Genomic DNA, 26,694 nt, shown 5'->3' with positions numbered 1-26,694 from the left:
CCAACCCCTCTCGCTCAGATGGCGATTGCGGCAGCTCAGAGTTTATTTTGAGTTAAATGATTTTAGTTGGGACTATGTCGAAAAGAGATTCTCAGTTATTAACTGAGAATCTCTTTTGTAAAGCAGGAAAAGCCCACACAGTGTGTCGCTGAAGGGATATATCAGATAGGCCAATTATAAAAATGGACCTATCTGATATATCCTGAGGTTTAGGTTATAATCGGGCAAAGGAGCTGTCTAATTTTTGTGGAGAATAAACAATCTCTAGGTAAATCCGGCGAAGAATTAGCAGTACGTTTAGCAGTAGAATCTGGTTTGAATATTGTTGCACGAAATTATCGATGTCCCAAAGGGGAAATGGATATTATTGCTCGTGATGGAGAAGTACTAGTATTTATAGAGGTACGCACCCGCCGATCAGCTTATAGAGGGTGGGGCGAAGAAAGCATTACGCATCATAAGGCACAACGATTACAAGCGATTGCATCTTATTATGTAATGCAACAGGGATATTTGAACTGGCCAAGCCTAAGGTTTGATGTAATTGCAATTCGTTGGGTTGGAAAGCAACCAGAAGTGAATTGGATTAAAGCTGCTTTATAAATCATAGTTTAATCACACAATATTCACGAATAGATGTTAAACTTTAATATAAAGACAATGAATTATAATTGTTAATCGGTAGCCCCAAAAGGAGCGTTTGTAAATTGGATCCGATTTTAATCGTTGATGATGAAGAGAAAATTAGAAGTTTGGTAAGGTTATATCTTGAACGAGAAGGCTTTACTGTTGAAGAGGCAGAGGACGGTCGCGTCGCGTTGGAAAAGTTTCGAGCAGGCCAATTTTCATTATTAATTGTAGACCTTATGATGCCAGATATTGACGGATGGCGTGTTTGCCGTGAAGTTCGGGAGATTTCTGCACTCCCCATCATCATGCTGACTGCTCGCGGGGAAGAGTTTGACCGTGTCCTAGGCCTTGAACTGGGTGCAGATGATTATCTGGTTAAGCCATTTAGCACTAAAGAATTGGTTGCAAGGGTCAAAGCCCTCTTGCGTCGATCTAGAGGTCAACTCCAGCCTGTGTCTTCAGAAATAACGGTGGGTTTGCTAAGTATTAACAAAGAACGCCATAAGGTTAGCATTGGCGAGGACTCTATTAATCTAACCCCTCTAGAATTTGATTTGCTTTATTTCTTAGCGAAAAATCGAGGGCGGGTTTTCTCACGTGAACAGCTTATGGAGACCGTATGGGGATATGATTTCTATGGAGATGCCCGTACAGTTGATACTCATGTCAAAAAACTGAGAGAGAAGCTGTCCCATCCCAGTGTAAAAGGGATGTTAGTTACAGTATGGGGTGTGGGATATAAATTTGATCCTGATCAGGTACATTAAATGGTAATAAAAACACAACGTTCATGGTCGATTTCTATGAAACTTTGGTTTGCTATGACTATTCTAATCCTTGCAGTTTTAGGGGGATTAGGGTTTACACTTACATGGCTTTTTGGGGATTTTTACCTGCAACAGAAGTTGAATTCCCTTCGATCTGAAGCCATTGAGATTTCTGCGCAACTAGCCACTGAGCCTAGCTGGAGTGGACGATTAAACCTGTTAGAATCCCTGAAATTAACTTCTGGAGCGCAATTGGTATTGCTAGATCCACAAGGCAATCTGGTGGTCATGGCAGGATCGATTACCCAGCAAGGGTCACAAAATAGTATAGAATGGTTTCCTAAAGGATTATCAGGCAGCTCAATAAGCGGATGGTCTCGAGATTTACAACCTTCTGATTTTTTTACCGAGGGATATTTAGAACAGGTTTTGTCCGGTCAAACTATTTCAATCAAGGCCTTGCCGGTTAATGGAGGGGCACAAGCAATGTTGCTGGCAGCTACCCCAGTAGGTATAAACCCTGTAAGAGGAGTTGTGTTATTGGGGAGTTCTCCAATCCCAATTCAGGAGAGCATTGCGACCTTTCGTCGCTTAATCCTCTATGCTTCTTTGATTGCTGTTTTCTTGGCCACAGTTATTAGTCTTATTTTTGCGCAGCATGTAACTCGTCCTCTTGGCTTGATGCAGCGGGGAGCAACGCGAATGGCTAAAGGCGACTTTTTGCCCATTCAAGGTGTGACCAGCAAAGATGAAATCGGAAAACTAGCTGAGGTCTTGAATTCGATGGGTGAAAGCTTAAAGAACCATATGGCGTGGCTTTCCCAAGAAAAAAACTTACTTCAAGGAATTGTCGAAAGTATTAGTGATGCAGTAGTTATGATGAGTTGCAATGGCTCAATTCTCTATGCAAATGACTCAGCTAAAGCCTTATGGCAAGAAAATGACATAGAGGTTACCGAACGCAAGACCCAAATTGTAACCATCCTTCAAACTATGGCCCAACGGGAAGATCAGGCCGAAAATTTTGAAATGGCTACTATAGGAATTCAAGTGTTGCAGATCGTTATGGCTCCAATGGCAGAGAACGATGGAATACGCGGGCATGTAGCTGTTTTGCGTGATGTCACTGCTTCTTTGCGGGCTGAAAAGTCTCGACGTGAGTTCTTGGCCAGCGTTACACATGAACTTAGGACTCCACTGCATTTAATCCAAGGGTATTTGGAGGCAATCCAAGATGAAGTTATACCAAAAGACCAGAACGAAGAATATATTGACTTAGTCTTGGAAGAAGCCAAACGTCTGGCCCGCTTAGTGCAAGAGTTACAAGAAATTAACTGGCTCGAACGGGGACAGGTTATTCAACCTGTTGCTATCGATCTGGAGAATTTTATGGTAGATATTGACCAGCGCTTTCAAGGCAGGGCGCAAGAGTTGGGCGTGAATCTGGAAATTTGTAAGGGCTCTGGACAACTGTTAGCAGACCCTGATCGTCTCCTACAAGTATTTATTAATCTTTTAGACAATGCTTTGGGTCATACCCCACGTGGAAAGACGGTTAGGGTATTAATGGTGGAGGAGGAGCAAAATGAGATATCTTTGGCAGTTCAGGATGAAGGGGAAGGAATCCCCAAAGAAGCTTTACCCTATATCTTTGATCGCTTCTTTAGAGTGAATAAAGCACGGTCCCGAAAAGATGGAGGTATGGGATTAGGACTAGCGATTGTGCGCCAAATTGTGGAAGCACATGGAGGTAATGTCCGTGTAGAAAGTGACATGGGAAAAGGAACGACCTTTTGGATTTCCCTTCCGCGGTAGTAACTTATTATAAAAGGTTCATCGTCCCCTTCTACTTTAAAATTGTGGGAGGGGACTTTTTCATTTAATAAACGAGAGAATGTTCAAAATAACTAACAATCTTTGATTAATATGGAAGGAATAAATAAAACTAACGAGAACTTTCTATCTTTAAGGAGGGATCGCATGTTCGCTGCAGTATATGGAATGACTGTCCTCGGCTTGCAAGCGCACTTAATTCGAGTGGAAGTTGACGTGGCAAATGGATTGCCAAGTTTTGACATAGTTGGCCTTGCAACTACGTCTGTAAGAGAGGCACGAGATCGAGTAAGATCAGCAATACGAAATTCAGGCTATCAGTTCCCTTTACAAAGGGTCACGGTAAACTTAGCTCCTGCAGATTTACGTAAAGAAGGATCAGGTCTAGATCTGCCGATAGCGATAGGGATACTTGCTGCAACAGGACAATGCTTGTCATCATCACTTGAACAATATGTTTTTTCTGGCGAATTGTCTTTGGAAGGTACACTTCGTCCAGTTCCAGGGATACTTACAATGGCTATTTCATTAGAGCGAGAAAACCAATCCTTTATTCTAATCGTCCCACCGGAAAATTTAGCGGAAGCTCGTTTGGTGGCAGATTTAGAAACCCATAGTTCAGCTTCTCTGGATCAGATTATTAAGGCAATTTCTAAGATGGGTGACTTCGAAGATGCTATTTTATCTAGAGTAACTCAACCTGAATTAAGCGGGACTAAGGTTGACTGGTCAGATATTCATGGGCAACAACAGGCAAAACGGGCTTTAGAGATTGCTGCAGCAGGTGGGCATAATGTAGTGTTGCAAGGGCCTCCAGGGTCTGGGAAAACTCTTCTGGCAAAAGCTTATTCGGGGATACTTCCCTTATTGAGTGATCAAGAAAGCATTGAGGTCACACAACTTTACAGTGTTTCAGGGATGCTAAGTTACAACGGATCGTTAGTGCAAGAACGCCCCTTTCGAAATCCTCATCATACCGTGACCAAGGTCGGAATGATTGGCGGGGGGAGGAATTTACGCCCGGGTGAGCTTAGCTTTGCAAATCACGGTGTTCTATTCTTAGATGAATTTCCGGAGTTTGCACGCGAAGTCTTGGAGTGTTTGCGGCAACCACTGGAAGATCGAGAGTTGACAATTACGCGGCAGGCAGGGAGTATCACCTATCCTGCCCAAGTAAGTGTTATAGCCAGTATGAATCCCTGTCCCTGCGGTTATTATGGTGATCAAGGCCGCGTGTGTTCGTGTACACCGATGCAAATCCAAAATTATCGCGGGAGGCTCTCCGGGCCCCTGTTGGACAGGTTTGACATGCATGTTGAAGTACCAAGGCTGAATTACTCTGAATTAAAGAATAACATTGATAATGAGTCTTCGATTGTGGTTAGGGAGCGAGTGATGGCAGTCCGTCAAATACAATGGGTCCGTCTGGGGTCTGTAAAAACCAATGCGGAGATGACGGCAAAGGAAACTAAAGAATTCGGCAAGTTGACTCCGAGTGGGGAGTCTCTCTTACAAAAGGTTTTCGACAGTCAACATCTAAGTGCCCGCGCTCATGATCGGATTTTAAGGGTTGCTCGCACGATTGCTGACCTAGGTGGATCTTCAAATATTCTTCCGGAACATTTAGCTGAGGCAATACAGTTTCGTGCTTTATAAACAGTCATGAACATGGAATTCATCTACTTGATACAATAGCGCTTGGCCTTGTCTATTAATTCTCAACCTAGTTGAGTAAATGCGAAAGCCATATCTCTCTAATCTAACCAAATTAAGCAGTGCACTAAGTTATATGGTTTTATAGTATTATGAAGTTGTAATAGTCGCTTTTCATCATTGTCTAAGTATGTTTTTTAGCGAGCTTTATTTTTCTGGAAGTCTTTGAAGGTGCCGGGATTGCTCACCATGGGAATGAAATTTTCGGGATGAACGGTTTTAGTAAAAAATTTCACTTGTAGATAAGGAGAAGTTTATGATAAACTTATTGGTAATAGTTGGCTATATAAAAGATGGAATATAGTGGAGGAGGAAAAATCATGATTGCTGAAGTAGACAAAGAAGAGTGCATTGGGTGTGAATCATGCCCTGAATTCTGCCCTGAGGTATTTAAGATGGAGGCCGATGGCCTAGCGGTAGCTTATACAAATCCTGTTCCCACTGAGTTTGAGGAAGCCGCTAAAGAAGCTGCCGAGGGTTGCCCGGCACATTGTATCAGCCTTACGTAAATGATCGGATAGCTTAAAAATGCAAGAAGAGGACGTAACGAGAGTTTTTCGTTACGTCCTCTTCTTGCATTTTTAGTGGATAACAGGTTTATACCAAATTGTAAGAACCCACTCGATAATGGGAGTGCGCTTCATAGTAGGAGACAGCTATGCATTGTGATTATTTGTATAAATGATCAAATTATTGATTTTAAGGCGAAATATAAAGAAATATCTTGTCTAAGTTAGAGGTGAAAAGAAGGATATGTTGAATAAGCTAACTGATAAAGTGATAAGTGTTTTTGTTGGAGTGAAGAAACAAGCTTCCTGCAAATGCAATAAGCTTATGAAAATGGAGTAAACATCTCAAAATTACCACATTAATAAGGAATGGAGATTGTTTTCAAGTTGAAGTAAGCTCTTTAAATTTTGAAACTATAAATTATTACGCGTTACATAGAGACGCTGGGGGGAGATGAATTTGTCATCCTTCTCCCAAAGACTAATAACGAAGACGTCGAAGGGAATTGTAAAAAGAATAAGAGAACAATTTTCCAATATCGTAGTAAATACTATTCGTGTCAGCATATCATTTGGGTGGGAGACAAAAACAGATGAGGACATAATAAAAGTTCTCAAAAGTGCTGAAGATGCTGTACCAACATAAAATGATTGAGAACGAAGGTATAAGGGATAATACTATTAATACCATTATTAATACCTTGCATGAAAAAATCCGAGGGAAGAACAACGCTCAAAGAGAGAGTTAGCCAAATATGTCAGGACATAGGAAGTGCGATAGGTTTACTCGAAATTGAAGTAAACTTGTAGGTTTGTTGCATAATATGGGAAAAATCGGCTATTGCAGAACATATACAAGCTTTGCAAGAGACACTAAAAGGTTCTGGTACACAGTTCGATCCTACAATTGCAAGAGTTTTTACAGAAAAGCTGTTAGAGAAATGATGAGGTAAAATAAAGAGAGCGAATCCAACTAGAATGTTTTTGGATAGTTGCTTTTTTTCTTTGCTTAATGGGTTTTTATATGTCCGAATAGCTATGGTAAAGCTAACTTAAAAATATTTGCATTTCACAGAATTGAACATGTCCAAATCTGTTGTCGTTTCATATATTAATAGTGAGAGTGAAGCTTAAATATTTGTAACTCTACTCTAACTTAATTGAGGAGGATGAAAATGGCTCTCTTAAACTACAACAGAAGTATTCTAACAAATCAAACGAACACGTCCGCTATTGTGCTTACTGGGATAGATCAACTAATTTTGGAATTCGGTCTGTTTGTATCTCAAGCACTAAACTTTGTAGAATTGCTAACAACGGTCGGTTGGACAGTGACAGACCCAAGTCCTTTGGAACCGGATCAACCAATTATTGAGCTTACGATTCAACAAGATGGTGTTGTAGTTGCATCAATCAACCAAGAGTCGATTGAAAATGGATCAGATACGCCACTAGAGAATTTGTCTACGTTCCAAGCTGTACTGACCAATGTTCCTGCTGGTCATCACGTTTATCAATTATTTGCTCGCAACCTTCAGACTGTTCAAGGGACTATAACTATCATTGGGCCAGCCAATATTTCTGGTAAAGTAATCAGTTAACCCAAACTATAAGAAGCAAGGAGATTCGCTCTTGCTTCTTATAATATATAGAATGAATACCAAAACAATTTCTAAGACATGGGATATTGAAGAGATCTAGTCTTAAGGATTAAATGATGATGCATCAATCGTACTTAGCAGGGATAATCCATAATCGAACAGCGTATCCTAAGCAGTAAACAAACAAAGAGGTGATAGGAATGTCATTAATCTCTAATGAGCCATACCGCATGTTAGATCCTTTTTGGAATGAGATGGATCGGGTTTTAAAGCGTGGAAAAGAAAGCTTTACGGATGGGTTGTATCGTATAGATATAGAAGAAACTCAGAAAAAGGTTATCGTGACAGCAGAAATTCCGGGCATCGAAAAACCTGAAGATCTCAGAATTACCTTAAACGAAAATCAACTGATGATTCAAGGCGAAATTCGAAAAATAACACACGAAGAGGATGATGAAAGCGTCTCGCGTCATTCTGAAAGGTATTTCGGGAAATTCTCAAGAGTGCTGACACTCCCTGCTTTGGTTAAAACTAATGGAGCTCACGCAAGTTACCGGAATGGCCTGTTAAAACTTAGCTTTTTAAAAGACGCTCATCCAGCGGCACGTCGTATAGAAGTTGATTTTCACTAATCGTTTCTAGAATCAGGGGTTACTTAATCTTTAGTAAAGACTCCAGTTTATAAAAAGTAGAGCCGAGCATTAAATGCTCGGCTCCGGGTATTACTAATTTTGAACTGACAAAAGAATGGAGTTTCTAATTATTAAGTCATGTTCTTTCCGGGCAGATTACGTTCGGCCATTTCAATAGCCATTTTCACCATATTGCCGCAATTCCTTGAAGAAACTCCTCCAAATCCCTCTTGGTGAAGGGTTCCCGCAAAACCTAACTCTTGAGAAATTTGTTCTTTCAATGCGTCAGACATGATGCTACTACGTCGTCTTGACATAAAGGAAACCTCCTTTCAAATTGGGGTCAGTTTCTTTCAACAACGATATGATGAAAGTATTATTAGTATAGCTTTTTTTCAAGACAGTATGTAGTTAACTCTTGAATCTTATTGGGAATTTAGGAATGAATTTGCATTTTGCTTCTTGCGAGTTCATTGGCTTTTTAGTAGAAAAAGGATATAATGTGAGAAAAAATAGCAATGGAGTGAACCTTATTGCCATTATTGTTTGGAACCGCTGGTGTCCCGCTTTCCTCGAAGGATCGTTCCAGTGAAGGAGGGGTACGCCGTATACGGGAGTTAAATCTCGGAGCCTTAGAAATAGAGTTTGTCCAAGGCGTTCGAATGGGTGAAGAGAAAGCAAGAAAAGTTGGTATAGTTGCCAAAGAGGATAACATCGTTTTAAGTTGTCATGCCCCTTACTATATAAATCTCAACTCCCGTGAGCCAGAGAAAATTACTGCAAGCAGGGATCGAATAATACATACCGCACGTATTTCGCAGATTCTTGGTGTTCGGAGCGTAGTTTTTCATCCAGCCTTTAATCATGACAATCCGTCCGAGGTGGTCTTAGAACGGGTGGTCAGAGAACTTTTACTTGTACGGGAAACCCTCGATGCAGAGGGGAACGATGTCGTCCTTCGTCCAGAAACAACAGGTAAAGGGACTCAATTCGGGGATCTTATCGAAACTGTCAAAATTGCTAAAGAAGTTCCAGGGGTATTGCCCTGTATCGACTTTAGCCATCTTCACGCGCGAACTAATGGAAGGTACAATTCATATGATGAATTTTGTGAGATATTAGATGTGACTGCAGAGAGTCTAGGGGATCAATGGGTGAAAAATGTTCATTTTCATATATCAGGAATCGAATATGGACTCAAAGGTGAGAAACGCCACCTTGTTTTGAAGGAATCTGATTTGCGCTTTGAAGAATTGATGAAAGCGTGTCATAGTTTTGGGGTGGAAGGATTAGCAATTTGCGAAAGCCCGAACTTGGAAAAAGATGCATTGCTCTTACAGCAGACCTATCGGGCACTTGGGTAGAATAGTAAAAAGTTCTGTTTGTCAAAGTATCGGTCTTTTGTTGTAGCTTAGTGACTGCAAAATAAAACCTCATAAGAAGGGGTTAGGAGTAAAGGAGTAGGAGGAGATAGGATGAATTATTCTGCAGCTCATGAGGTGGCGCTTGAAAAGTTTCGTGCTTGTTCCTTAGAAGATATGGCACGTTGCTCTGGCTATTCTATTGAGGATGATGCCTTAATTATTGAATTCTTGGGACACCATTTTAAGATTGACTATCCCAGCGGGAACTTTGTGCCTATTCAAGCTTCAGACGGTGAATTGCCGATTGCTACTCAAATATTGATTCTGCATTACATTACAAATCTCGGTAAGCCCTTCGAAGTGGGGACACTCATTTCTTATAAAGAATTACCGGGGGGAGCAATTTATATAAAACCTTTTAACGGTCGGGCCATTGATCCGCTTGTCCGAACTTTTGGTTCTGATCCGGATAGCCTGCTTAAAGTAGTATCACATTTGGGCGGGAAATCTAATGGGCTTGGGGATGTAGGGGTCACATATCGAGTGTTCCCGCGCATTCCTTTAGCCTTGATTCTCTGGAGAGCTGATGATGAATTTCCTGCGTCTGGCAATATTCTGTTCGATGCCTCTGCCCCTTCAATTCTGCCTACTGAGGATTTTGCAGTCTTAGCCAGTATGGTTGTTTTTGGACTTAAGAGGATTAAAGCGACGTTATCGGAGGGCATAGCCTAAGAGACTTCCCCCTAACGATTATTTAAATCTATTGCTAATATTATTTGCATACGGAAACTTAGAAACCCCCTAAAATCCGAGCAAGATTTTAGGGGGTTTTTCTCCCAGATTATAAAATTATACTCTATTGAGATTGGGAGGCATGTCATGGATAAGATTGTTTTGGACAACGTCAAAGAAACATTATTTATTTGACTAGCAATTCACTTTACACTGTAGGGGCTTCCATGCCAAATTGGCCCCAATCTTCTCGAGATGGTCCCATAATTCCAGGTACCCTAAGTCCCGCCTGTCTCATAAGGACAGTCATTTGCCCCCGATGATGGATCTGATGATTAATAAGGACATTTAATGTAGTTCCGATAGTCCATGATTCTCCGTACATATCCCGTTCTTCTAAAAGAGTCTGATCATTCCAATGCGTTTTAATTTCCGTAAGCATGGCCTTATTGACTTCTCTGTATGAAAAGGCAATTGTTTTTGCAGTATTTGGTACTGGGGCATTCTCTTTAATATCTCCAAATACTAGACCAGTTTTCTCGAGCATTTCAGGGATTGTTGTCACAATATGCCAAGCGATGCGTCCTAATGTACGATCGTCTATGGTAACAGATTGATTAAGGGAGTCGTCGGTTAAACTATCTAGAATTTTTGAGGTTGATTCCGATTCCTTTTCCCAACTAAGCAGAAAAGTGGCTAAAGAGGTAAACATATACATATTCCTCCTAAATTAAATTACCTTAATATTACCAGTATCCACCTAATGCGTCAATAAATTTAAGACTGTGTAATGACAACAGGGCTAATAGTATCATAATTGTCCGAACTTACAAATGAAGAGTAACGATCTTGGCGAATAGAACTCTTCGAGAAAGTTTCGCGAGGAGTGAATTGGAATTGAATAACGAGAGATTTTATCGCAGATCACTGCTTTGCATGATTTCAGGGTTGGTCAGGAAAAAGTAAATTAAGAGGTTAAGGAAGAATTATTGAATTTGAATAAAATTGGGAAAAATTCAGATGGAAACAGCTCACCTTAGAATAGTAAAGAAAAACTAAGTTCGATTTTGAACTTTGTCTATATGAGACAAAGTTTTTTTGATTAATATAAATTTTTTTAAAAGAGTTTTTTGCTGCTCTTTTAAATAGCAATCTTTTTACTACGTGATTGCATTATTACTTCCTCAGATGTTCACACTAAGTCAGGGAGGAATGTTATATGCATACATTATGGAAAGGATCCATTAGTTTCGGCTTAGTTAATGTTCCTGTAAAAATGCATGCAGCTACAGAATCACAAGAGTTTAAGTTTAATTATCTGCATGAAGACTGTAAGAGTCGCATACGCTCGATCAAAAAATGCCCTGCCTGTGATATAGAGGTTAGTACAGGTGATTTGGTAAAAGGATTTGAATATGAAAAGGATCGGTATGTTGTTTTAAGCGAGAATGACGTGGCATCGTTGGAACAACCTATGAGTCGTTCGATCGATATTCTAGATTTTATTAACCTTACGGAGATTGATCCGATTTATTATCAAAAATCGTATTATCTTTCACCAGAAGAGACTGCCATGAAAGCCTATAAATTACTGTGTCAATCAATGGAGGAAAGCGGGAAGGTCGCGTTAGCTCGGGTAACTATGCGTTCCAAACAGCATTTAGCCTGTCTGCGGGTTTTTGAAAAAGGTCTTGTTATGGAAACAATGCATTACCCGAAGGAAATTCGTCATATGGACGTTGTTTGGGACAGTGTGGTCCCGACAGAAGCAGAATTGACCATGGCAAGACAATTAATCGAGAACCTGGTGCGTCCGTTTGAACCCGAGAAATATCATGATGAATTGCATGAACAAATGGTTGAGCTAATTGAAAGCAAAATAGTCGGAGAAACCTATCAAGTAGATATGCCGGCTAAGGGTGGAAAAGTTGTCGATCTTATGGAGGCTTTGCGAGCAAGCATTGATCTTACAGAAAATGGAAATGATCAATTAAAGGCCGCGGACAACGAAGAAGAGCCTGTTGAACCTCTTAAGTCTAAAAAACGGGTTCAGGCTGAAAAACCAATAAAAGCAGTTGAATCCAAAGAGTTAGCTGCATGTGTAGAAAAAGGTGAAGAATCAGAGATTGAAAAACTAACAGATCAAGATAAATCCACAAAAAAGCCAAAATCTACGTTGACCCCGCGAAAAAGAACAACTCGACGTGCGAAGGAAGCATAGAAATGGTCAAACCAATAGGTAAATCAAACAAAGTGAAAGAGGTCCCGTTCGAAGATGGCCTAGACATAAATGAACAAAAGGATATTCTGGAATTCCCGTTAAAGTAATGGAACCAAAGCGTGTTGAGGCTATGCCACCAGGGGATTTTATATATCAGTTAAATGGAATGAGATGGATTGTTTATAAAATCTAAAAAAGAAACTCTGTTTCAGATGGTGATTAATGATGAATTGCATTATGTAGGCTCGGTTTCGAGCGGGGTAAGCTGCATATTGTGCAGTGAGGTTGAAGAATCAATGCAAGAAAGGGCATCTAGCTGGATTAAACATGGGCTTGGTCCTTTCTGTCCGAGATGAAACAATTCGCTGGGTTGAGCCTACCCTGCTTCTTAAAAAGCGGTTTTTAGAATGGACCGATGAAGGGAAATTGCGATATGCCCAAATTACTGATTATTTTGCATAAAGATGGAAGATGCGACAATATTCTGCGCAGGAGAAGTATTCCCTTGTCCCGAAAAGGAGGCTAAGGAGGATACACGTACTATGGGGATAGAAAAGGAAAAAACAGTTAGAGCAGCATTTCGTGCAATTAATGGCGTTGGAAGCCAGCGATTGAGACACCTTATAGCCTGCTTTGGCAGTGCGGTTAAGGCTTGGGAGGCTTCCGCGAGTAAATATCTTCAATTGCCTAATCAGGAAAAATGGATTAAAGAAGTATTGAAGGCAAGGCTGTCAATCGATCCTCAGAGGATTGGAGAAACACTGCTAAAACAGGGGATTTTGATTATTACCCCAAATGAGCCTGATTATCCATGCTTACTAGCGGAGTTGGCTGATGCTCCGCCGCTTCTGTATTATCGTGGGCACCTAAGAGGAAATATGGAAGGCCTGGCGATTGTAGGATCTCGAAAAGCAACCGCTTATGGTAAAGCAGTTGCTAAGATGCTTGCCCGGGATGCTGCTTCTAAAGGTATGGTCGTTGCCAGCGGACTGGCTAGGGGAATTGATACTGCTGCGCATCAAGGGACCCTGGAAGCAGAAGGGATAACTTGGGCCTTTCTTGGATGCGGTCTTGACCAAATATATCCGCAAGAAAATAAGAGACTAGCGGAAGAAATATTAAAAAAGGGTGCATTAATAAGTGAATTTGCACCTGGCTCTCCACCGATTGCAGCTCATTTTCCGGCTCGTAATCGCTTAATCAGCGGATGTTCCCGAGGGGTTGTGGTCGTGGAAGCAGCGGAAAGAAGCGGGGCCCTGATTACAGTTGATTTTGCGCTGGAACAAGGAAGAGAAGTATTTGCAGTTCCGGGACCGATTTTTAGCGAGGTGAGTCGAGGGTCTCATCACCTAATTCGCCAAGGAGCAAAAATTGTTGAAGGGATCGAAGATATTTGTAATGAGCTGCCTGCATGGTCAAACTATGCGGGTCAAATTACGTTGTTCAAAGGAGCTTTGCCTCAGGGAGTTGAAAGTTCTGACGCTGGGGAAAGCGCTTCAGAACATGAGACAATCTTGAGGCAGTTAAGTGATGTGCCCCTTCATATTGACCAAATCACAATGAACTCTCCGCTGACGGTATCGGCCATTTCACTGGCCTTATTAGAGCTTCAATTAGCTGGAAAAGTCACACAATTGCCGGGTCAACATTATGTATTAGCTAGAGAACGCTAGACATACTACTAAAAAGGCGTTAAGATAGGGCTTAGTTTTACCAAATGTTCACCAAAGTACTGAGAATAATCCAATCTGGATATAAGTGAAGTATAAGAATAATTTAAATGGTCCTAATTCTAGAGTTATTATTTAAGAAAACAATTCGAGTTCGAACTTCCGCAGCTTGTTACGATTTTCGGAGAAATGATAATTAAGAGTTTTCTAAAGTTTATTTGAGGTGAAATAATGTCAAAAACGCTTGTAATTGTTGAGTCCCCCGCCAAGGCAAAGTCAATCAGCAAATTTTTAGGAAGCCGTTATACTGTCAAAGCCTCAATGGGGCATTTGCGTGATTTACCTAAAAGTCAGTTGGGTGTGGATTTAGAAAATGACTTTGAACCAAAATATATTGCTATACGCGGACGAGGCGATTTAATTAAAGATTTGCGTGCTGCGGCTAAAGGGGCAGATAAAGTCTTCTTAGCTTCTGACCCTGATCGCGAGGGGGAAGCGATTGCCTGGCATCTTTCTCATCTGTTGGGACTCAACCAAAGTGATAAAAATCGGATTGAGTTTCATGAAATTACTAAACAAGCTATACAGTCTGCAATTAAACATTCTCGTCAGATCGATCAAGATCGAGTGGATGCCCAGCAAGCCCGCCGGGTATTAGATCGCTTAGTAGGCTATCAATTAAGTCCTTTGCTTTGGCGGAAAATCAAGAAAGGATTAAGCGCCGGTCGGGTCCAATCCGTGGCGGTCCGTTTGGTTGATGATCGGGAAGAGGAAATACGGGCATTTGTATCGGAAGAGTACTGGAGTTTAATGGCAAATCTTCAATCTGCCGGAGGAAAATTTCTAGCAAAGCTGTTGAAGAAGTCGGGAAAAAAAATCTCTATTTCCAGCAAAGCTGAGATGGAGGCTATCTTAGCCGATTTAGCAAAGAAAGAGTTTCAAGTTTCCGATGTCCGTACGAGAGAAAAGAAAAGGCTTCCTGCGCCACCTTTTATTACGAGTAGCTTACAACAGGAAGCTCACCGTAAATTGGGCTTTTCACCAAAGCGTACGATGATGTTGGCACAGCAATTGTATGAGGGTCTTGACTTGGGCAAAGAAGGTACCGTTGGTTTGATTACATACATGCGTACAGACTCTGTCAAAATTGCTGAAGTAGCACAAGAAGAGGCAAAAGAATGGATTCTGACTAACTGTGGAAACGAGTATTATCCTCCGGAACCGCGTCAGTTCGCCAATAAGGGGCGGGCTCAAGAAGCACATGAAGCAATCCGTCCCACTTTGCCATTGCGTACTCCAGATTTGTTGAAGGGGATTTTATCAAGAGATCAATTGCGTCTGTACCGCTTGATCTGGGAACGTTTTATGGCAAGTCAGATGAGTGTGGCCATTGTGGACACATTGACTGTCGAATCCCTTGTGGATGAATACTTATTTCGTGCTAATGCATCTACCGTTCGTTTTCCCGGATTTCTAGCGATCTATGAAGAAGGCAAAGATGAAGACGAGACAATGGATGAAGAGCAAAACTCTTTGACCCTTTCTGTTTCTCCGGGAGAAAAACTAAAACTGATTAAACTTCAAGAAAAGCAGCATTTTACAGAACCGCCGCCGCGTTATACCGAAGCCTCTCTCGTCCGTAAGATGGAGGAGGAAGGGATCGGAAGACCAAGTACTTATGCACCAACCATTGAAACTATTCAGACACGGGGCTATGTTGTTAAAGAGGAAAAACAGCTCCTTCCTACGGAACTTGGGGACATCGTGATAACCTTATTAAAGGAACATTTCCCGGATATCTTAAATTTGGAGTTTACGGCTAACTTAGAAGAAAAGCTCGACCTTATCGAAGAAGGAAAAGCTCCTTGGAAAGCTGTGGTCAAAGACTATTACACCCCGTTTTCCGTGACCTTGGCTGAGGCTGAAGAGAAGATCGGCAAGGTGAAGATTGAGGATCAGGTCTCAGATGAGATTTGTGAGAATTGTGGTCGAAATATGGTGATCAAGATGGGGCGTTACGGCAAATTCTTAGCATGTCCTGGTTTTCCAGAGTGCCGGAATACTAAACCTCTCTTTGAAGAAGTGGGCGCTAATTGCCCAACCTGTGCTAAACCCCTGGTAGTTCGCCGTTCAAAGAAAGGGCGTAAGTTCTACGGTTGCCTTGGCTATCCAGAGTGCGATTTTGTTTCTTGGGAAATGCCGGCTCCCGACCCTTGTCCGGAGTGTCAGCAATTGATGGTGATTAAATCATCAAAACGCCAAAAGAAGCACGTATGCACCAATCCGGAATGTCGCCATACAATAGTGCTTGAAGAAAGCTAGTATTAGAATGTTTAAGAACGTATAGGAGCGAATAATTACATGCATAAGTCTATAACTGTCATCGGAGCAGGTCTTGCAGGTTCGGAGGCTGCCTGGCAACTTGCCGAACGAGGGGTTAGGGTTGATCTATTTGAAATGCGTCCGACCAAAATGACCCCCGCTCATCAAACGGATCAATTTGCGGAACTTGTCTGCAGTAATTCGCTTCGAGGGGCTGCAATCGAGAATGCGGTAGGGTTATTAAAAGAAGAAATGCGCCGTTTAGGGTCCTTGACCATGAGTTCGGCGGATCATAACGCGGTTCCCGCTGGCGGCGCTTTGGCTGTCGATCGGGAACTGTTTTCGAATGAAATTACTAAACGGTTGGAACAACATCCCAATGTAAGTATTCATCGTGAGGAAGTGCGTACGATTCCGCAAACTGGAATTACAGTAGTAGCCAGCGGCCCATTGACCTCAGATGACTTAGCAGAAGATATCCTAAGGCTGACAGGCGAGCAAGCCTTAGCCTTTTACGATGCCGCTGCGCCAATCGTTACCCTCGAATCCATTGATTTGGACAAGGCTTTTTGGGCTTCGCGTTATGATAAAGGAGAAGCGGACTACCTAAATTGTCCCATGGCCCGAGAAGAGTATGATTCCTTTTATAAGGCGTTAATAGAGGCAGAGATGGCTGAGGTTCAAGGATTTGAACAAGGTAAGGTCTTCGAAGGTTGTCTGCCGGTAGAAGTCATGGCTAAGCGCGGTCCCCAGACGCTGACGTTTGGCCCTTTAAAACCTGTGGGGTTGGTGGATCCGAGAACTGGAAAAAGGTCTTATGCCGTCGTCCAGTTGCGCAAAGAAAACCAAGCGGGAACCCTGTTTAATTTGGTTGGGTTTCAAACTCATTTAAAATGGGGAGAACAAAAGCGAGTGTTTTCTTTAATTCCCGGTTTAGAGAAGGCCGAGTTTGTGCGTTATGGTGTGATGCATCGCAATACCTTCCTCAATGCTCCAAAAGTTCTTAAGGCAGACTTTAGTCTGCATCTTAAACCGGATCTTTTCTTTGCCGGTCAAATGACTGGGGTCGAAGGATATGTAGAATCTGCTGCCAGCGGGTTTCTGGCAGGCCTTAATGCGTGGCGAAGGCTTAGTCAGATGAACACCTTGGTATTTCCGCCTGAAACGACTTTAGGGGGCTTAGCGCGTCATCTGGAGGGTTCTCCAAGTCAAAGTTTTCAGCCAATGAACATTAACTTTGGTCTATTACCTCCTTTAGCTGAACGGATAAGAGACAAGCGTGAAAAGAATACCAAGATTTCCGAACGGGCTTTGGAGGCTTTAGATGAGTTTTGTGCTCGAGAGGATATGGGGAGGCCAGTATGCTCGTTGATGAAGCTTTAAGTTTATTTGTGGGCCATCAATATTCACAGAATCGATCGGAGTATACCGTTGTTGCATATCAAACGGATCTGAACCAGTTTTTTAAGTTTGCAGCGCTTGAACTGGGTCAAGAGCCCGAAACCCTTACTGTGGACCAAGTGGATATCTATATTGTTCGCAGTTTTCTAGGTGCTTTGTCAGAACATGGATTGGCTAGAAAAAGCATGGCTCGCAAGCTCGCTGCGTTGCGCTCATTTTTCAAGTTCTTATGCTATAAGGAAATACTTCAAAATAATCCGGTACAGCGGGTGGCGAGTCCGAAATTAGGACGCAAACTCCCGCATTTTCTATATCTGGATCAGGTAGAGGGGCTCCTCGGTGCACCGGATGGGACAGATTTGTTGGGTTGTCGGGACAAAGTAATTCTTGAGCTTCTCTACGGTTCGGGACTAAGAGTAAGTGAACTGGTTGGTTTAGATCGAAATAATCTTGACCTGGACAGCGGATTGATTCGGGTTCTCGGAAAAGGAAGCAAGGAGAGAGTGGTTCCAGTAACCAACTACTCTATTGCGGCCATCAAAGCCTATTTAGGAATGCGCGCAGATCAAGATCAAGCGCTTTTGCTTAATTATCAAGGAACGCGTTTAACTGAGAGGTCTGTTCGCAGGATCTTGGATAAACTGGTCGCTAAGATCAGTTTGGAACAACACGTACACCCTCATATGCTTCGGCATTCCTTTGCTACCCATCTCTTAGATGGCGGGGCCGATCTAAGAAGTGTTCAAGAGTTACTCGGACACAAGAAACTCTCGTCTACCCAAATTTACACTCATTTAACCCGTGAACGACTCAAAGAAGTTTTTAGTCAAGCTCATCCCCGTGCAAAAGTACCGAATAAAGATAAAAAAACGTAAGTTTTCTCAAAAAAAAGTAAATTTACTACAATTCAACTTGACATGCTGAAATAGCCCTAGTAAACTTTATATAAGGGGGGGTTATTATGTTTCATGCAACAACTATTGTCGCTGTGAAGAAAGGGGAACACATAGCTATAGCGGGTGACGGTCAAGTAACTATGGGGCAGGCGACCATTATGAAACATACGGCCCGTAAAGTTCGTCGCTTATTTCATGGAAAAGTCATTGCAGGGTTTGCCGGATCCGTTGCGGATGCGTTTACTCTTTTTGATAAGTTTGAACAAAAACTTGAAGAATATCATGGAAATCTTCAACGTTCAGCTGTAGAGTTGGCGAAGGAATGGCGAACAGACAAAATGCTGAGGAATCTTGAAGCCTTGCTTATAGTTGCCGACACGCAAAACCTTTTGATTGTGTCTGGTTCGGGTGAAGTAATTGAACCGGATGATGGAATCGCGGCCATCGGATCCGGTGGAAACTATGCTTTAGCAGCGGCGCGTGCCTTAACCAAGCACTCGGATCTATCAACATCAGAGACTGTACGGGAAGCAATGCTGGTAGCTGCCTCAATATGTGTCTATACAAATGAGCAAATTATTGTCGAAGAGTTATAGGGGGTGTGATTATGGATCACTTGACTCCGCGTCAAATTGTCCTTGAATTGGATCAGTACATTATCGGACAAAATACAGCAAAGCGGGCTGTTGCGGTTGCTTTACGCAATCGGTATCGACGTTCTTGTTTACCGGAACAGTTGCAAGAAGAGGTTATACCTAAAAACATTTTGATGATAGGTCCAACAGGTGTAGGTAAAACAGAGATAGCACGACGACTGGCAAAGCTCGTACGAGCCCCCTTTATTAAGATCGAAGCAACAAAGTTTACTGAAGTTGGCTACGTAGGGCGGGATGTGGAATCAATTATTCGCGATTTAATTGAAATATCCTTGCGCATGGTAAAGGCAGAGCGTATGGACCAATTTCAAGCTCAGGCTGCGGTCAATGCCGAAAAACGTTTACTTGAATTGCTCGTTCCAGAAAAACGCACAGAGAGTTCATCCAACAACCCCTTTCAAATGTTATTCGGACAGTCATCAAATCAAGAAAAAGAACCTGACGTAAATCCTGAAATCGAAAAAGAGCGTAAGCTTGTAAGAGAACACTTGCAATGTGGAGAGCTAGAAGAGAAGGTTATTGATATTTCAGTTGAAGAAAGTATGCCTCTTTCCGATATGCTGGGCAACAATAACATGATGGAAATGGGTTTAAATATTCAGGATATGATGTCTGGTATGCTCCCGAAACGCCACAAAAAGAGAAAAGTCACTGTACGCGAAGCTCGAAAGATCTTGATCCAGGAAGAAGCTCAGAACTTGATTGATCATGACGAAGCTGTGCAGGAAGCAATTCGGAGAACTGAACAAGAAGGAATTGTATTCTTAGATGAGATCGATAAAATTGCTGGGCGTGAAGGTACAAGCGGTGCGGATGTTTCCAGAGGAGGAGTCCAACGTGACATTCTGCCGATTGTTGAAGGATCAACTGTTGTAACGAAGTACGGCCCGGTTAAAACTGACCACATCTTATTTATTGCTGCGGGAGCCTTCCATGTTAGTAAGCCATCCGATCTTATCCCAGAACTTCAAGGCAGGTTCCCGATTCGGGTAGAACTCGAGTCGTTAAGCGTCGCTGATTTTAAACGCATTCTAACAGAACCTCAATCCTCGCTTATTAAACAATACAGCGCTTTATTAGGAACTGAAGGGATAAACGTAGATTTTACAGAGAATGCTATTGATGAATTAGCAGAAGTAGCTTACAAAGTTAATTCTACGACGGAAAACATTGGAGCTCGCCGACTTCATACAATTGTCGAAAAAGTGCTTGAAGAATTATCATTTGAAGCTTCTGAACTGCCGGAAGACTACACAGTGACCATTAATAAGGAGTATGTTGAACACCGCTTGGGTAATGTGGTAAGAAACCAAGACTTAGCACGCTATATATTGTAGAAACACGTAAATAAAAACTAAGAGGTACTAAGAGGTAAATTAAAGGAGGATATACTTATGGAAACAACATTATTAGAAAAAACAAGAACCATAAATAAGTTAATTCAACGGGCTGCCGGTAATCCTGTAGATTTTGAGGAGATGGCGAAAGTTCTCCGACAAGCAGTAACTGCTAACTGTTACATTGTTGGACGACGTGGGAAAATCCTGGGGTACAGTTTTATGGAGGGTTTTGCTTGCGGAATTATGGAAGACATTGTTGTGCACACCGAGCGGTTTCCGGAAAGTTATAATGAGGGTCTGATGAAAGTTACCGGAACTACTACGAATACGACACAAGTTGCCAATGGCTGTATCTTTAATAGTACCGAGCCCTGTGGATTCACTAATAAACTGACAACCACTGTACCTATTTTAGGTGGAGGAGAACGAGTTGGGACCCTTGTGCTCGCTAAGTATGATGTGGAATTTAATGAGGATGATCTTGTGCTTGCCGAATATGGTGCAACTGTTGTAGGTATGGAAATTTTGCGTGTTAAGGCAGAACGTGCAGAAGAAGAAGCTCGTAAAAAAGCTGCAGTTCAAATTGCGGTAGGAACTCTATCGTACTCTGAACTCGAAGCTGTTGAGCATATCTTTGCCGAGTTGGGCGGCGGGGAAGGACTTTTGGTTGCCAGCAAAATTGCTGATCGAGTGGGAATCACTCGTTCCGTGATCGTCAATGCTTTGAGGAAATTTGAGTCTGCTGGAGTGATCGAGTCAAAGTCATTAGGGATGAAAGGTACTTATATCCGAGTCCTGAACGATTATTTGCTCGATGAACTGGAAAAGCATACTAAACACATGAAATAGGCCTTTTAAAGAGGAGGTATTTCGATGGAAGAACATGATTATGTTTACCAAATGAGACCCCTTATCATTCCAGGCCTCGTGTTTCTTATTCTATACCCCCTGATTATTGGGGGAGTGCATGTTTTCAGCAAGTTGCCAACCTTGGAACTAAGGGTACTCATAGGAATCTATGTAATTTCCGGACTTGGAATAATCACCTTGTGGGTCGTTGGAAAGAGCAAACGTATTATTATGGATGGCGGGCAAATTGTCTTTAGTTCGTTACTGGGCGTGCACATTCTTGAGCCGAAAGATATTCGACGGGTTGCCTTTTATTTCGATGATAAAGGGCAGGAGATCGCCCAGATTCGGACGAGCCAAGAGTTATACTATGTAAGTGAATTCTATTTCCCTTTTCCTGAGCTTATGAGTGATTTGGAGATCTTTATTCAACAGTACGACATACGTTCAAATCTCACGAGGTTTGCTAATTAAGCATAGCACTTTGAGGTGAATTTCGTTGCAAAGCCAATAAGAATATGCTAATCTAGTAACAGTGTGATTTAATGACACACGCAGTGGGATCAAGGTGCCAGTTCCTTGTCGGGAGTCAAGGGGTACTTTGAGATGAACCTGCGGTGGAAAAAACAAAAAGAGAGTAGGTTATATCAATGGCAGTGATTTCTATGAAACAATTACTTGAAGCGGGTGTTCACTTTGGACATCAAACACGTCGGTGGAACCCAAAAATGGCGCGCTATATTTTTACGGAGCGCAATGGAATCTATATTATTGATTTGCAAAAGACCGTCAAAAAGGTAGATGAGGCCTATAACTTTGTTCGGAATCTTGCTACTGAAGGAGGTACCATGCTGTTTGTTGGTACCAAGAAGCAAGCGCAAGAATCAGTCAAAGACGAAGCTGCAAGATGCGGCATGTACTTTGTCAATGAGCGTTGGCTCGGAGGAATGCTGACCAACTTCCAAACAATCCAAAAACGTGTTGATCGTTTGCGTGTTTTGGAACGCATGGAGGCTGAAGGCGTTTTTGAAGTGCTTACAAAAAAAGAAGTTTCTGCACTGCGTCATGAGATGGAAAAACTGGAGCGCTTCTTGGGTGGTATTAAAAACATGAAAAAACTTCCGGATGCTCTGTTTATCGTTGATCCGCGCAAAGAGCGCATTGCTGTTGCAGAAGCACGTCGTTTGCATATTCCGATTGTTGCAATCGTAGATACTAACTGCGATCCAGATGAAATTGATGTTGTTATTCCGGCTAATGATGATGCCATTCGTGCTGTCAAGTTGTTAACTGCGAAAATGGCTGATGCTATTATCGAAGGCCAACAAGGTAACGAGGAAGAAGCTGAGGAAGCCGGAGAAGCAGTCGAAGCGTAAACGAAAAGGTAAAAAGCGAAGCGCGAGGTTCGAATTTCGAACCTCGCACGTTTCGTAACTTACTATTACTAATAAATACTTATAACAAATTCACTTATGGTTTATCTTTTACTCATCACATATTGATACTATGTGTCGAACCTTGGCGCATTATGTATCGCTTTTATGACATCGAATAGGAGGGTTTAACATGGCAGAGGTTACTGCAGCTCTAGTTAAAGAGCTTAGAGAGCGAACCGGAGCAGGCATGATGGATTGCAAAAAGGCACTTACGGAATGCGGTTGTGAAATGGAGAAGGCCTGTGATTATCTCCGTGAGAAAGGACTGGCTGCTGCTGCGAAAAAGGGTGCGCGTGTTGCTGCAGAAGGGCTGATAGAGGCCTATATTCACGGTGGCGGACGGATCGGTGTCCTGATTGAAGTGAACTGTGAAACAGACTTTGTTGCACGTGGGGATGAATTTAAAACATTGGTTCGTGATCTTGGTCTGCATATTGCAGCGGCAAATCCACAATATTTGAACAAGGAAGAAGTTCCTGCCGATGTACTCCAACATGAGAGAGATATTTTGAAGGCGCAAGCCCTTAATGAAGGAAAACCTGAAAAAATCATCGAAAAGATGGTAGAAGGTAGGATTGAGAAATTCTATAAAGAAGTATGTTTATTAGAACAAGCTTTTGTTAAAGATCCTGATAAGAGTATTAGTGAGCTTGTTCTAGACAAGGTAGCTAAAATTGGTGAACGCATCGTCATTCGTCGCTTCACTCGTTACGAGTTAGGTGCTGGTATTGAAAAACGACAAGATGATTTTGCTGCAGAGGTTATGAAAGAACTAAATCGATAAGTGACCTGACAATCAATCTAGAGAACACCCAGGTGTTCTCTTTTTGAAATGTGAAAGGTTTCCTCTCAAACGAATACAATTAAATTGATGGGGGTTAATCCATGGAAAAGCCACGGTATAAACGAGTTGTCCTTAAGATAAGTGGGGAAGCCCTTGCAGGTAATCAAGGTTTTGGCCTTCAACATGATATGCTGGTTTCCGTTGCGGAGCAAGTGGCTGAAATTCGAGATATGGGGGTTGAAGTTAGCCTGGTTGTTGGTGGGGGGAACTTATGGCGTGGTATTACGGGTAGTGCTCAAGGAATGGATCGTTCTCAAGCCGATTATATGGGCATGTTAGCTACCGTGATGAATGCTTTGGCTTTACAGGATGCTTTGGAAAAAGCAGGGTCCGACACTAGGGTCTTATCAGCAATCGAAATGCGACAAGTTGCAGAACCTTATATTCGTCGGCGGGCCATCCGCCACATGGAAAAAGGGCGGATTGTAATTTTTGCTGCTGGAACCGGTAACCCTTACTTCTCTACGGATACTACGGCAGCTTTAAGGGCAGCGGAAATCGAAGCGGAAGTTATCTTAATGGCTAAACGGGTGGATGGGGTATATGATTCAGATCCGTTTGTTAATCCTTCAGCCCAGAGATTTGATCGTTTAAGCTATCTGGATGTCCTTAGTCGAGGTCTAGGAGTAATGGATTCCACAGCAACTTCACTTTGTATGGATAATAATATTCCGGTAATAGTTTTTGACCTTACGAAACAGGGTAATATTCGGCGTGTACTTATGGGAGAATCGATTGGAACTTATGTTGGGAGGGATAATCAATGATTTCAGAAGTGATTAAAGATGCGGATGAGCGTATGCATAAGGGAGTTGATGCATTGCGCAGAGAATACTCTACGATTCGCGCGGGTCGTGCCAATCCGAGTGTTCTGGACAAGGTCATGGTTGAATATTATGGATCGCCTACCCCTATTAATCAACTGGCTAATGTTTCTGCTCCTGAGGCTAGAATGTTGCTCATTCAGCCCTGGGATAGAACCGTTCTTCCTTCTATTGAAAAGGCAATCATGAAATCGGATCTAGGGCTTAATCCGTCAAGTGATGGAAATGTAATACGTCTCATGATTCCGCAACTCACGTCAGAGCGCAGAACGGAATTAGTAAAGACGGTTAAAAAGAAGGCTGAAGAAGCACGTGTTGCGGTACGTAACGTGCGTCGAGACGTCAATGATCAGTTGAAGAAGCTGGAGAAAGATCACGACGCTTCTGAAGACGAAGTTAAAAGAGCCCAAGAAGAAGTACAAAAAATGACGGATAAGATAATCAAAGAAATTGAACGTGTAATGGAAACCAAGGAAAGCGAAATCATAGAAGTATGATTCAGGCATGGATCGGACGCGATTGGAATCGGGTTAAGCCTGAAATTGAAAGGTTGGATAAACCTTACGCTTTCCAAACCACACGTCCTCATGGTAATATAGAATCGTGGGGAAACTGCCGGGTTGTTCGCGTCAGAGAGTTTGCTGACCGTGTGGAAATTATATTGGCGCACGAAAATTTTTCGCAGAAACAGACATTGACCCCCTAACTTATAAGGGGGTCAATGTCGTAATTTGAAGTCAATACTCGATGTTCGTAGTTGATATTCGTGGTTTGAAACAACGAACTACGAATATGCCCACTGGCAGCGATCTAAGTGGTTGGGAGTAAAACGTAGTATAAATATGGATATTCTAAGAATCGAACCACGAACATCGAATCGGGGGTATAATGATGTGGCCTAAGGCTTGGAAACTAAATAAGGTGGATTCAAAGGATCAGATTGCGCTGGAACGCCTTCCTCGCCATATTGCCATTATCATGGATGGGAATGGGCGATGGGCTAAAAAGCGAGCACTTCCCCGTTCAATGGGACATCGGGCAGGAGTTGAGGCGCTGCGAAAAGTAGTTAAGACCTGTTCTGATTTAGGGATTGAGGTCTTAACAGTGTATGCGTTTTCCACGGAAAACTGGAGCAGGCCTAAGGACGAAGTGGGTGTGCTCATGACTTTGCTTACGGAGTACTTGAGAAAAGAACTTCAAGAACTTCATGAAAACAATGTAGTCATTCGTGCTATAGGCGGAATTAATGATCTGCCTCAAGAAGCCCAGCGAGAATTGGACAATTCGATAAAACGTACTCGAAATAATACAGGCCTTATTCTTAACATTGCTTTAAATTATGGTGGGCGATCCGAGATTGTTGACGCTGTCAAGAAAATAAGTAAAGATGTTTTGAATGGGAAACAGCAAATCGAAGATATTGATGAAGGACGCTTTAGTAATGCGCTCTCTACAAGAGGGTTGCCGGATCCCGACTTAATGATTCGAACCTCAGGAGAGATGAGGCTAAGCAACTTTTTGCTCTGGCAACTAGCGTATACTGAAATTGTTGTAATTGAAGAATTGTGGCCTGATTTTGGGGAAAAGGCTTTACTTGCTGCGATTATAACGTACCAGAAACGGGATCGCCGATTTGGTGGAATACATACAGATTGAGGATAGCACATGTTTATAAGAACATTGAGTGCACTGATTGGTGCCCCAATTTTACTGACATTAATCTATTTAGGGGGACCTTATACGGCTTTCTTGGTCGCTATATTAACCTTGCTGGCCTTGCGAGAATTTTTACTAATTGGGGTTCGAATGGGTGTGAATCCTTGGTATATACAAACTACGGTAGCCACCGCCGTTTGGTTGACTAGTTTGTTCACTGGTAGGGAAGAATGGATAATGGCGGCTCTTCTTTTCTGGTTTTTGATATGTCTTGGTCGTCTCGCCCTGACATATCCTAAATCGCCGCTTTCGGAAGCTAACTTTAATTTATTGGCTGTTGTTTACTCAGTGGTCTTGCTTTCCCATCTTTATTTACTTCGGCAGATTCCGCGAGGAATCGAGTGGACTTTCCTTACAATCTTTTTGGTATGGGCAACGGATACCGGCGCATATCTTATAGGGAGACAATTTGGACGCCGTCCTTTGGCACCTAACGTGAGTCCAAAGAAAACGGTGGAAGGTTCTGCAGGTGGATTGCTATTCTGTATCGTTGTAGCCATTGGGGCCTGGGGCCTCATCGGTGGAGCTTCTTTGATCATATATCTCGGTTTGGGAGTAATTATCGGAATCAGCGCTCAAGTTGGGGATCTATTTGAGTCGGCGTTGAAACGAGGCGCAGGAGTTAAAGATTCTGGAAACCTCATTCCAGGGCATGGTGGGATTTTAGACCGCTTTGATAGTCTGATATTTGCCCTGCCATTGGTATACTATGGAATAATTTTATTATCTTGAGGTGAA

Annotated in this window: 26 protein-coding genes; 24 read left to right on the top strand and 2 right to left on the bottom strand. The window is 42.3% G+C overall.

Features of this window, described 5'->3' with window-relative positions:
- Positions 1 to 246 precede the first annotated feature (246 nt).
- The 7 genes from LJE72_RS08675 to LJE72_RS08645 all read left to right on the top strand — a co-directional run bounded on the left by LJE72_RS08675 (position 247) and on the right by LJE72_RS08645 (position 7,685).
- Positions 247 to 603 (top strand): YraN family protein, encoded by a 357-nt coding sequence (locus tag LJE72_RS08675; RefSeq protein ID WP_229247212.1) that lies wholly within the window; start codon positions 247 to 249, stop codon positions 601 to 603.
- A gap of 104 nt (positions 604 to 707) precedes the next feature.
- Entirely contained in the window at positions 708 to 1,397 is a 690-nt protein-coding gene (locus LJE72_RS08670) for a response regulator transcription factor (protein WP_229247211.1), read from the top strand.
- Entirely contained in the window at positions 1,398 to 3,212 is a 1,815-nt protein-coding gene (locus tag LJE72_RS08665; protein ID WP_229247210.1) for an ATP-binding protein, read from the top strand.
- A 165-nt stretch (positions 3,213 to 3,377) separates the two neighbouring features.
- A complete protein-coding gene (locus LJE72_RS08660) occupies positions 3,378 to 4,886 on the top strand; it encodes a YifB family Mg chelatase-like AAA ATPase (protein WP_229247209.1) in 1,509 nt (502 codons plus the stop codon).
- Between the two features lie 377 nt (positions 4,887 to 5,263).
- Complete coding sequence (locus tag LJE72_RS08655) at positions 5,264 to 5,452, top strand: ferredoxin (protein ID WP_073032908.1); 189 nt, start codon at positions 5,264 to 5,266, stop codon at positions 5,450 to 5,452.
- A gap of 1,175 nt (positions 5,453 to 6,627) precedes the next feature.
- Positions 6,628 to 7,053: a hypothetical protein gene (locus tag LJE72_RS08650; RefSeq protein ID WP_229247208.1), complete on the top strand. Its 426-nt coding sequence runs from the start codon at positions 6,628 to 6,630 to the stop codon at positions 7,051 to 7,053.
- Positions 7,054 to 7,253: 200 nt separating this feature from the next.
- On the top strand, positions 7,254 to 7,685 hold the full coding sequence (locus tag LJE72_RS08645; protein ID WP_229247207.1) for an Hsp20/alpha crystallin family protein: 432 nt from the start codon (positions 7,254 to 7,256) through the stop codon (positions 7,683 to 7,685).
- A 131-nt stretch (positions 7,686 to 7,816) separates the two neighbouring features.
- Here the strand turns inward: LJE72_RS08645 and LJE72_RS08640 are convergent, their stop codons facing one another.
- Entirely contained in the window at positions 7,817 to 8,002 is a 186-nt protein-coding gene (locus LJE72_RS08640; protein WP_073032902.1) for a protein sspF, read from the bottom strand.
- Positions 8,003 to 8,218: 216 nt separating this feature from the next.
- On the opposite strand from LJE72_RS08640, the gene LJE72_RS08635 reads away from it, so the two are divergent.
- Entirely contained in the window at positions 8,219 to 9,049 is an 831-nt protein-coding gene (locus LJE72_RS08635; protein ID WP_229247206.1) for a TIM barrel protein, read from the top strand.
- A 111-nt stretch (positions 9,050 to 9,160) separates the two neighbouring features.
- Positions 9,161 to 9,781 carry a DUF3786 domain-containing protein gene (locus tag LJE72_RS08630; protein WP_229247205.1) on the top strand — a complete coding sequence of 207 codons (621 nt, stop codon included), beginning with the start codon at positions 9,161 to 9,163 and terminating at the stop codon, positions 9,779 to 9,781.
- A 208-nt stretch (positions 9,782 to 9,989) separates the two neighbouring features.
- Here LJE72_RS08630 and LJE72_RS08625 read toward each other — a convergent pair whose 3' ends face one another.
- Entirely contained in the window at positions 9,990 to 10,493 is a 504-nt protein-coding gene (locus LJE72_RS08625; RefSeq protein WP_229247204.1) for a DinB family protein, read from the bottom strand.
- A 507-nt stretch (positions 10,494 to 11,000) separates the two neighbouring features.
- Here LJE72_RS08625 and ku point away from each other — a divergent pair.
- From ku to LJE72_RS08550, 15 genes are all read left to right on the top strand, one after another.
- Positions 11,001 to 12,002 carry a non-homologous end joining protein Ku gene (gene ku / locus LJE72_RS08620; protein ID WP_229247203.1) on the top strand — a complete coding sequence of 334 codons (1,002 nt, stop codon included), beginning with the start codon at positions 11,001 to 11,003 and terminating at the stop codon, positions 12,000 to 12,002.
- A 542-nt stretch (positions 12,003 to 12,544) separates the two neighbouring features.
- Positions 12,545 to 13,675, top strand: coding sequence for a DNA-processing protein DprA (gene dprA / locus LJE72_RS08615; protein ID WP_229247202.1), 1,131 nt, complete (start codon positions 12,545 to 12,547; stop codon positions 13,673 to 13,675).
- Between the two features lie 228 nt (positions 13,676 to 13,903).
- Entirely contained in the window at positions 13,904 to 15,994 is a 2,091-nt protein-coding gene (topA, locus tag LJE72_RS08610; protein WP_229247201.1) for a type I DNA topoisomerase, read from the top strand.
- A gap of 39 nt (positions 15,995 to 16,033) precedes the next feature.
- Positions 16,034 to 17,377, top strand: a complete 1,344-nt coding sequence (gene trmFO, locus LJE72_RS08605) for a methylenetetrahydrofolate--tRNA-(uracil(54)-C(5))-methyltransferase (FADH(2)-oxidizing) TrmFO (protein ID WP_229247200.1) — start codon at positions 16,034 to 16,036, stop codon at positions 17,375 to 17,377.
- Complete coding sequence (gene xerC, locus LJE72_RS08600) at positions 17,356 to 18,270, top strand: tyrosine recombinase XerC (RefSeq protein WP_073032893.1); 915 nt, start codon at positions 17,356 to 17,358, stop codon at positions 18,268 to 18,270. The genes trmFO and xerC overlap by 22 nt, the downstream gene beginning before the upstream one ends.
- An 86-nt stretch (positions 18,271 to 18,356) precedes the next feature.
- On the top strand, positions 18,357 to 18,887 hold the full coding sequence (hslV, locus tag LJE72_RS08595; RefSeq protein ID WP_229247199.1) for an ATP-dependent protease subunit HslV: 531 nt from the start codon (positions 18,357 to 18,359) through the stop codon (positions 18,885 to 18,887).
- Between the two features lie 11 nt (positions 18,888 to 18,898).
- Positions 18,899 to 20,284, top strand: coding sequence for an ATP-dependent protease ATPase subunit HslU (hslU, locus tag LJE72_RS08590; RefSeq protein WP_229247198.1), 1,386 nt, complete (start codon positions 18,899 to 18,901; stop codon positions 20,282 to 20,284).
- Positions 20,285 to 20,341: 57 nt separating this feature from the next.
- A complete protein-coding gene (codY, locus tag LJE72_RS08585; protein WP_229247197.1) occupies positions 20,342 to 21,136 on the top strand; it encodes a GTP-sensing pleiotropic transcriptional regulator CodY in 795 nt (264 codons plus the stop codon).
- Between the two features lie 24 nt (positions 21,137 to 21,160).
- Positions 21,161 to 21,610 carry a hypothetical protein gene (locus LJE72_RS08580; protein ID WP_229247196.1) on the top strand — a complete coding sequence of 150 codons (450 nt, stop codon included), beginning with the start codon at positions 21,161 to 21,163 and terminating at the stop codon, positions 21,608 to 21,610.
- Between the two features lie 176 nt (positions 21,611 to 21,786).
- Positions 21,787 to 22,512: a 30S ribosomal protein S2 gene (gene rpsB / locus LJE72_RS08575; protein WP_073032885.1), complete on the top strand. Its 726-nt coding sequence runs from the start codon at positions 21,787 to 21,789 to the stop codon at positions 22,510 to 22,512.
- A gap of 190 nt (positions 22,513 to 22,702) precedes the next feature.
- Positions 22,703 to 23,356 carry a translation elongation factor Ts gene (tsf, locus tag LJE72_RS08570; protein WP_229247195.1) on the top strand — a complete coding sequence of 218 codons (654 nt, stop codon included), beginning with the start codon at positions 22,703 to 22,705 and terminating at the stop codon, positions 23,354 to 23,356.
- Positions 23,357 to 23,457: 101 nt separating this feature from the next.
- Positions 23,458 to 24,183, top strand: a complete 726-nt coding sequence (pyrH, locus tag LJE72_RS08565; protein WP_229247194.1) for a UMP kinase — start codon at positions 23,458 to 23,460, stop codon at positions 24,181 to 24,183.
- The gene (frr, locus tag LJE72_RS08560) at positions 24,180 to 24,737 is read left to right on the top strand and encodes a ribosome recycling factor (protein ID WP_073032882.1); all 558 of its coding nucleotides are present in this window, start codon (positions 24,180 to 24,182) and stop codon (positions 24,735 to 24,737) included. The genes pyrH and frr overlap by 4 nt, the downstream gene beginning before the upstream one ends.
- Positions 24,738 to 25,131: 394 nt before the next feature.
- The gene (locus LJE72_RS08555; protein ID WP_229247223.1) at positions 25,132 to 25,896 is read left to right on the top strand and encodes an isoprenyl transferase; all 765 of its coding nucleotides are present in this window, start codon (positions 25,132 to 25,134) and stop codon (positions 25,894 to 25,896) included.
- A 9-nt stretch (positions 25,897 to 25,905) separates the two neighbouring features.
- Positions 25,906 to 26,688 (top strand): phosphatidate cytidylyltransferase, encoded by a 783-nt coding sequence (locus tag LJE72_RS08550; RefSeq protein WP_229247193.1) that lies wholly within the window; start codon positions 25,906 to 25,908, stop codon positions 26,686 to 26,688.
- Positions 26,689 to 26,694 lie beyond the last annotated feature (6 nt).

The organism is Desulfosporosinus shakirovi (genome assembly GCF_020595055.1).
Taxonomy (GTDB): Bacteria; Bacillota; Desulfitobacteriia; order Desulfitobacteriales; family Desulfitobacteriaceae; genus Desulfosporosinus; species Desulfosporosinus shakirovi.
This window is presented reverse-complemented; position numbering and strand designations above follow the sequence as displayed.

Coding starts and splice junctions, on each gene's coding strand:
- LJE72_RS08665 (WP_229247210.1), top strand. CDS start 1,398: ATGGTAATAAAAACACAACGTTCATGGTCGATTTCTATGAAACTTTGG.
- LJE72_RS08660 (WP_229247209.1), top strand. CDS start 3,378: ATGTTCGCTGCAGTATATGGAATGACTGTCCTCGGCTTGCAAGCGCAC.
- LJE72_RS08655 (WP_073032908.1), top strand. CDS start 5,264: ATGATTGCTGAAGTAGACAAAGAAGAGTGCATTGGGTGTGAATCATGC.
- LJE72_RS08650 (WP_229247208.1), top strand. CDS start 6,628: ATGGCTCTCTTAAACTACAACAGAAGTATTCTAACAAATCAAACGAAC.
- LJE72_RS08645 (WP_229247207.1), top strand. CDS start 7,254: ATGTCATTAATCTCTAATGAGCCATACCGCATGTTAGATCCTTTTTGG.
- LJE72_RS08640 (WP_073032902.1), bottom strand. CDS start 8,002: ATGTCAAGACGACGTAGTAGCATCATGTCTGACGCATTGAAAGAACAA.
- LJE72_RS08630 (WP_229247205.1), top strand. CDS start 9,161: ATGAATTATTCTGCAGCTCATGAGGTGGCGCTTGAAAAGTTTCGTGCT.
- LJE72_RS08625 (WP_229247204.1), bottom strand. CDS start 10,493: ATGTTTACCTCTTTAGCCACTTTTCTGCTTAGTTGGGAAAAGGAATCG.
- ku (WP_229247203.1), top strand. CDS start 11,001: ATGCATACATTATGGAAAGGATCCATTAGTTTCGGCTTAGTTAATGTT.
- dprA (WP_229247202.1), top strand. CDS start 12,545: ATGGGGATAGAAAAGGAAAAAACAGTTAGAGCAGCATTTCGTGCAATT.
- topA (WP_229247201.1), top strand. CDS start 13,904: ATGTCAAAAACGCTTGTAATTGTTGAGTCCCCCGCCAAGGCAAAGTCA.
- trmFO (WP_229247200.1), top strand. CDS start 16,034: ATGCATAAGTCTATAACTGTCATCGGAGCAGGTCTTGCAGGTTCGGAG.
- xerC (WP_073032893.1), top strand. CDS start 17,356: ATGCTCGTTGATGAAGCTTTAAGTTTATTTGTGGGCCATCAATATTCA.
- hslV (WP_229247199.1), top strand. CDS start 18,357: ATGTTTCATGCAACAACTATTGTCGCTGTGAAGAAAGGGGAACACATA.
- hslU (WP_229247198.1), top strand. CDS start 18,899: ATGGATCACTTGACTCCGCGTCAAATTGTCCTTGAATTGGATCAGTAC.
- codY (WP_229247197.1), top strand. CDS start 20,342: ATGGAAACAACATTATTAGAAAAAACAAGAACCATAAATAAGTTAATT.
- LJE72_RS08580 (WP_229247196.1), top strand. CDS start 21,161: ATGGAAGAACATGATTATGTTTACCAAATGAGACCCCTTATCATTCCA.
- rpsB (WP_073032885.1), top strand. CDS start 21,787: ATGGCAGTGATTTCTATGAAACAATTACTTGAAGCGGGTGTTCACTTT.
- tsf (WP_229247195.1), top strand. CDS start 22,703: ATGGCAGAGGTTACTGCAGCTCTAGTTAAAGAGCTTAGAGAGCGAACC.
- pyrH (WP_229247194.1), top strand. CDS start 23,458: ATGGAAAAGCCACGGTATAAACGAGTTGTCCTTAAGATAAGTGGGGAA.
- frr (WP_073032882.1), top strand. CDS start 24,180: ATGATTTCAGAAGTGATTAAAGATGCGGATGAGCGTATGCATAAGGGA.
- LJE72_RS08555 (WP_229247223.1), top strand. CDS start 25,132: ATGTGGCCTAAGGCTTGGAAACTAAATAAGGTGGATTCAAAGGATCAG.
- LJE72_RS08550 (WP_229247193.1), top strand. CDS start 25,906: ATGTTTATAAGAACATTGAGTGCACTGATTGGTGCCCCAATTTTACTG.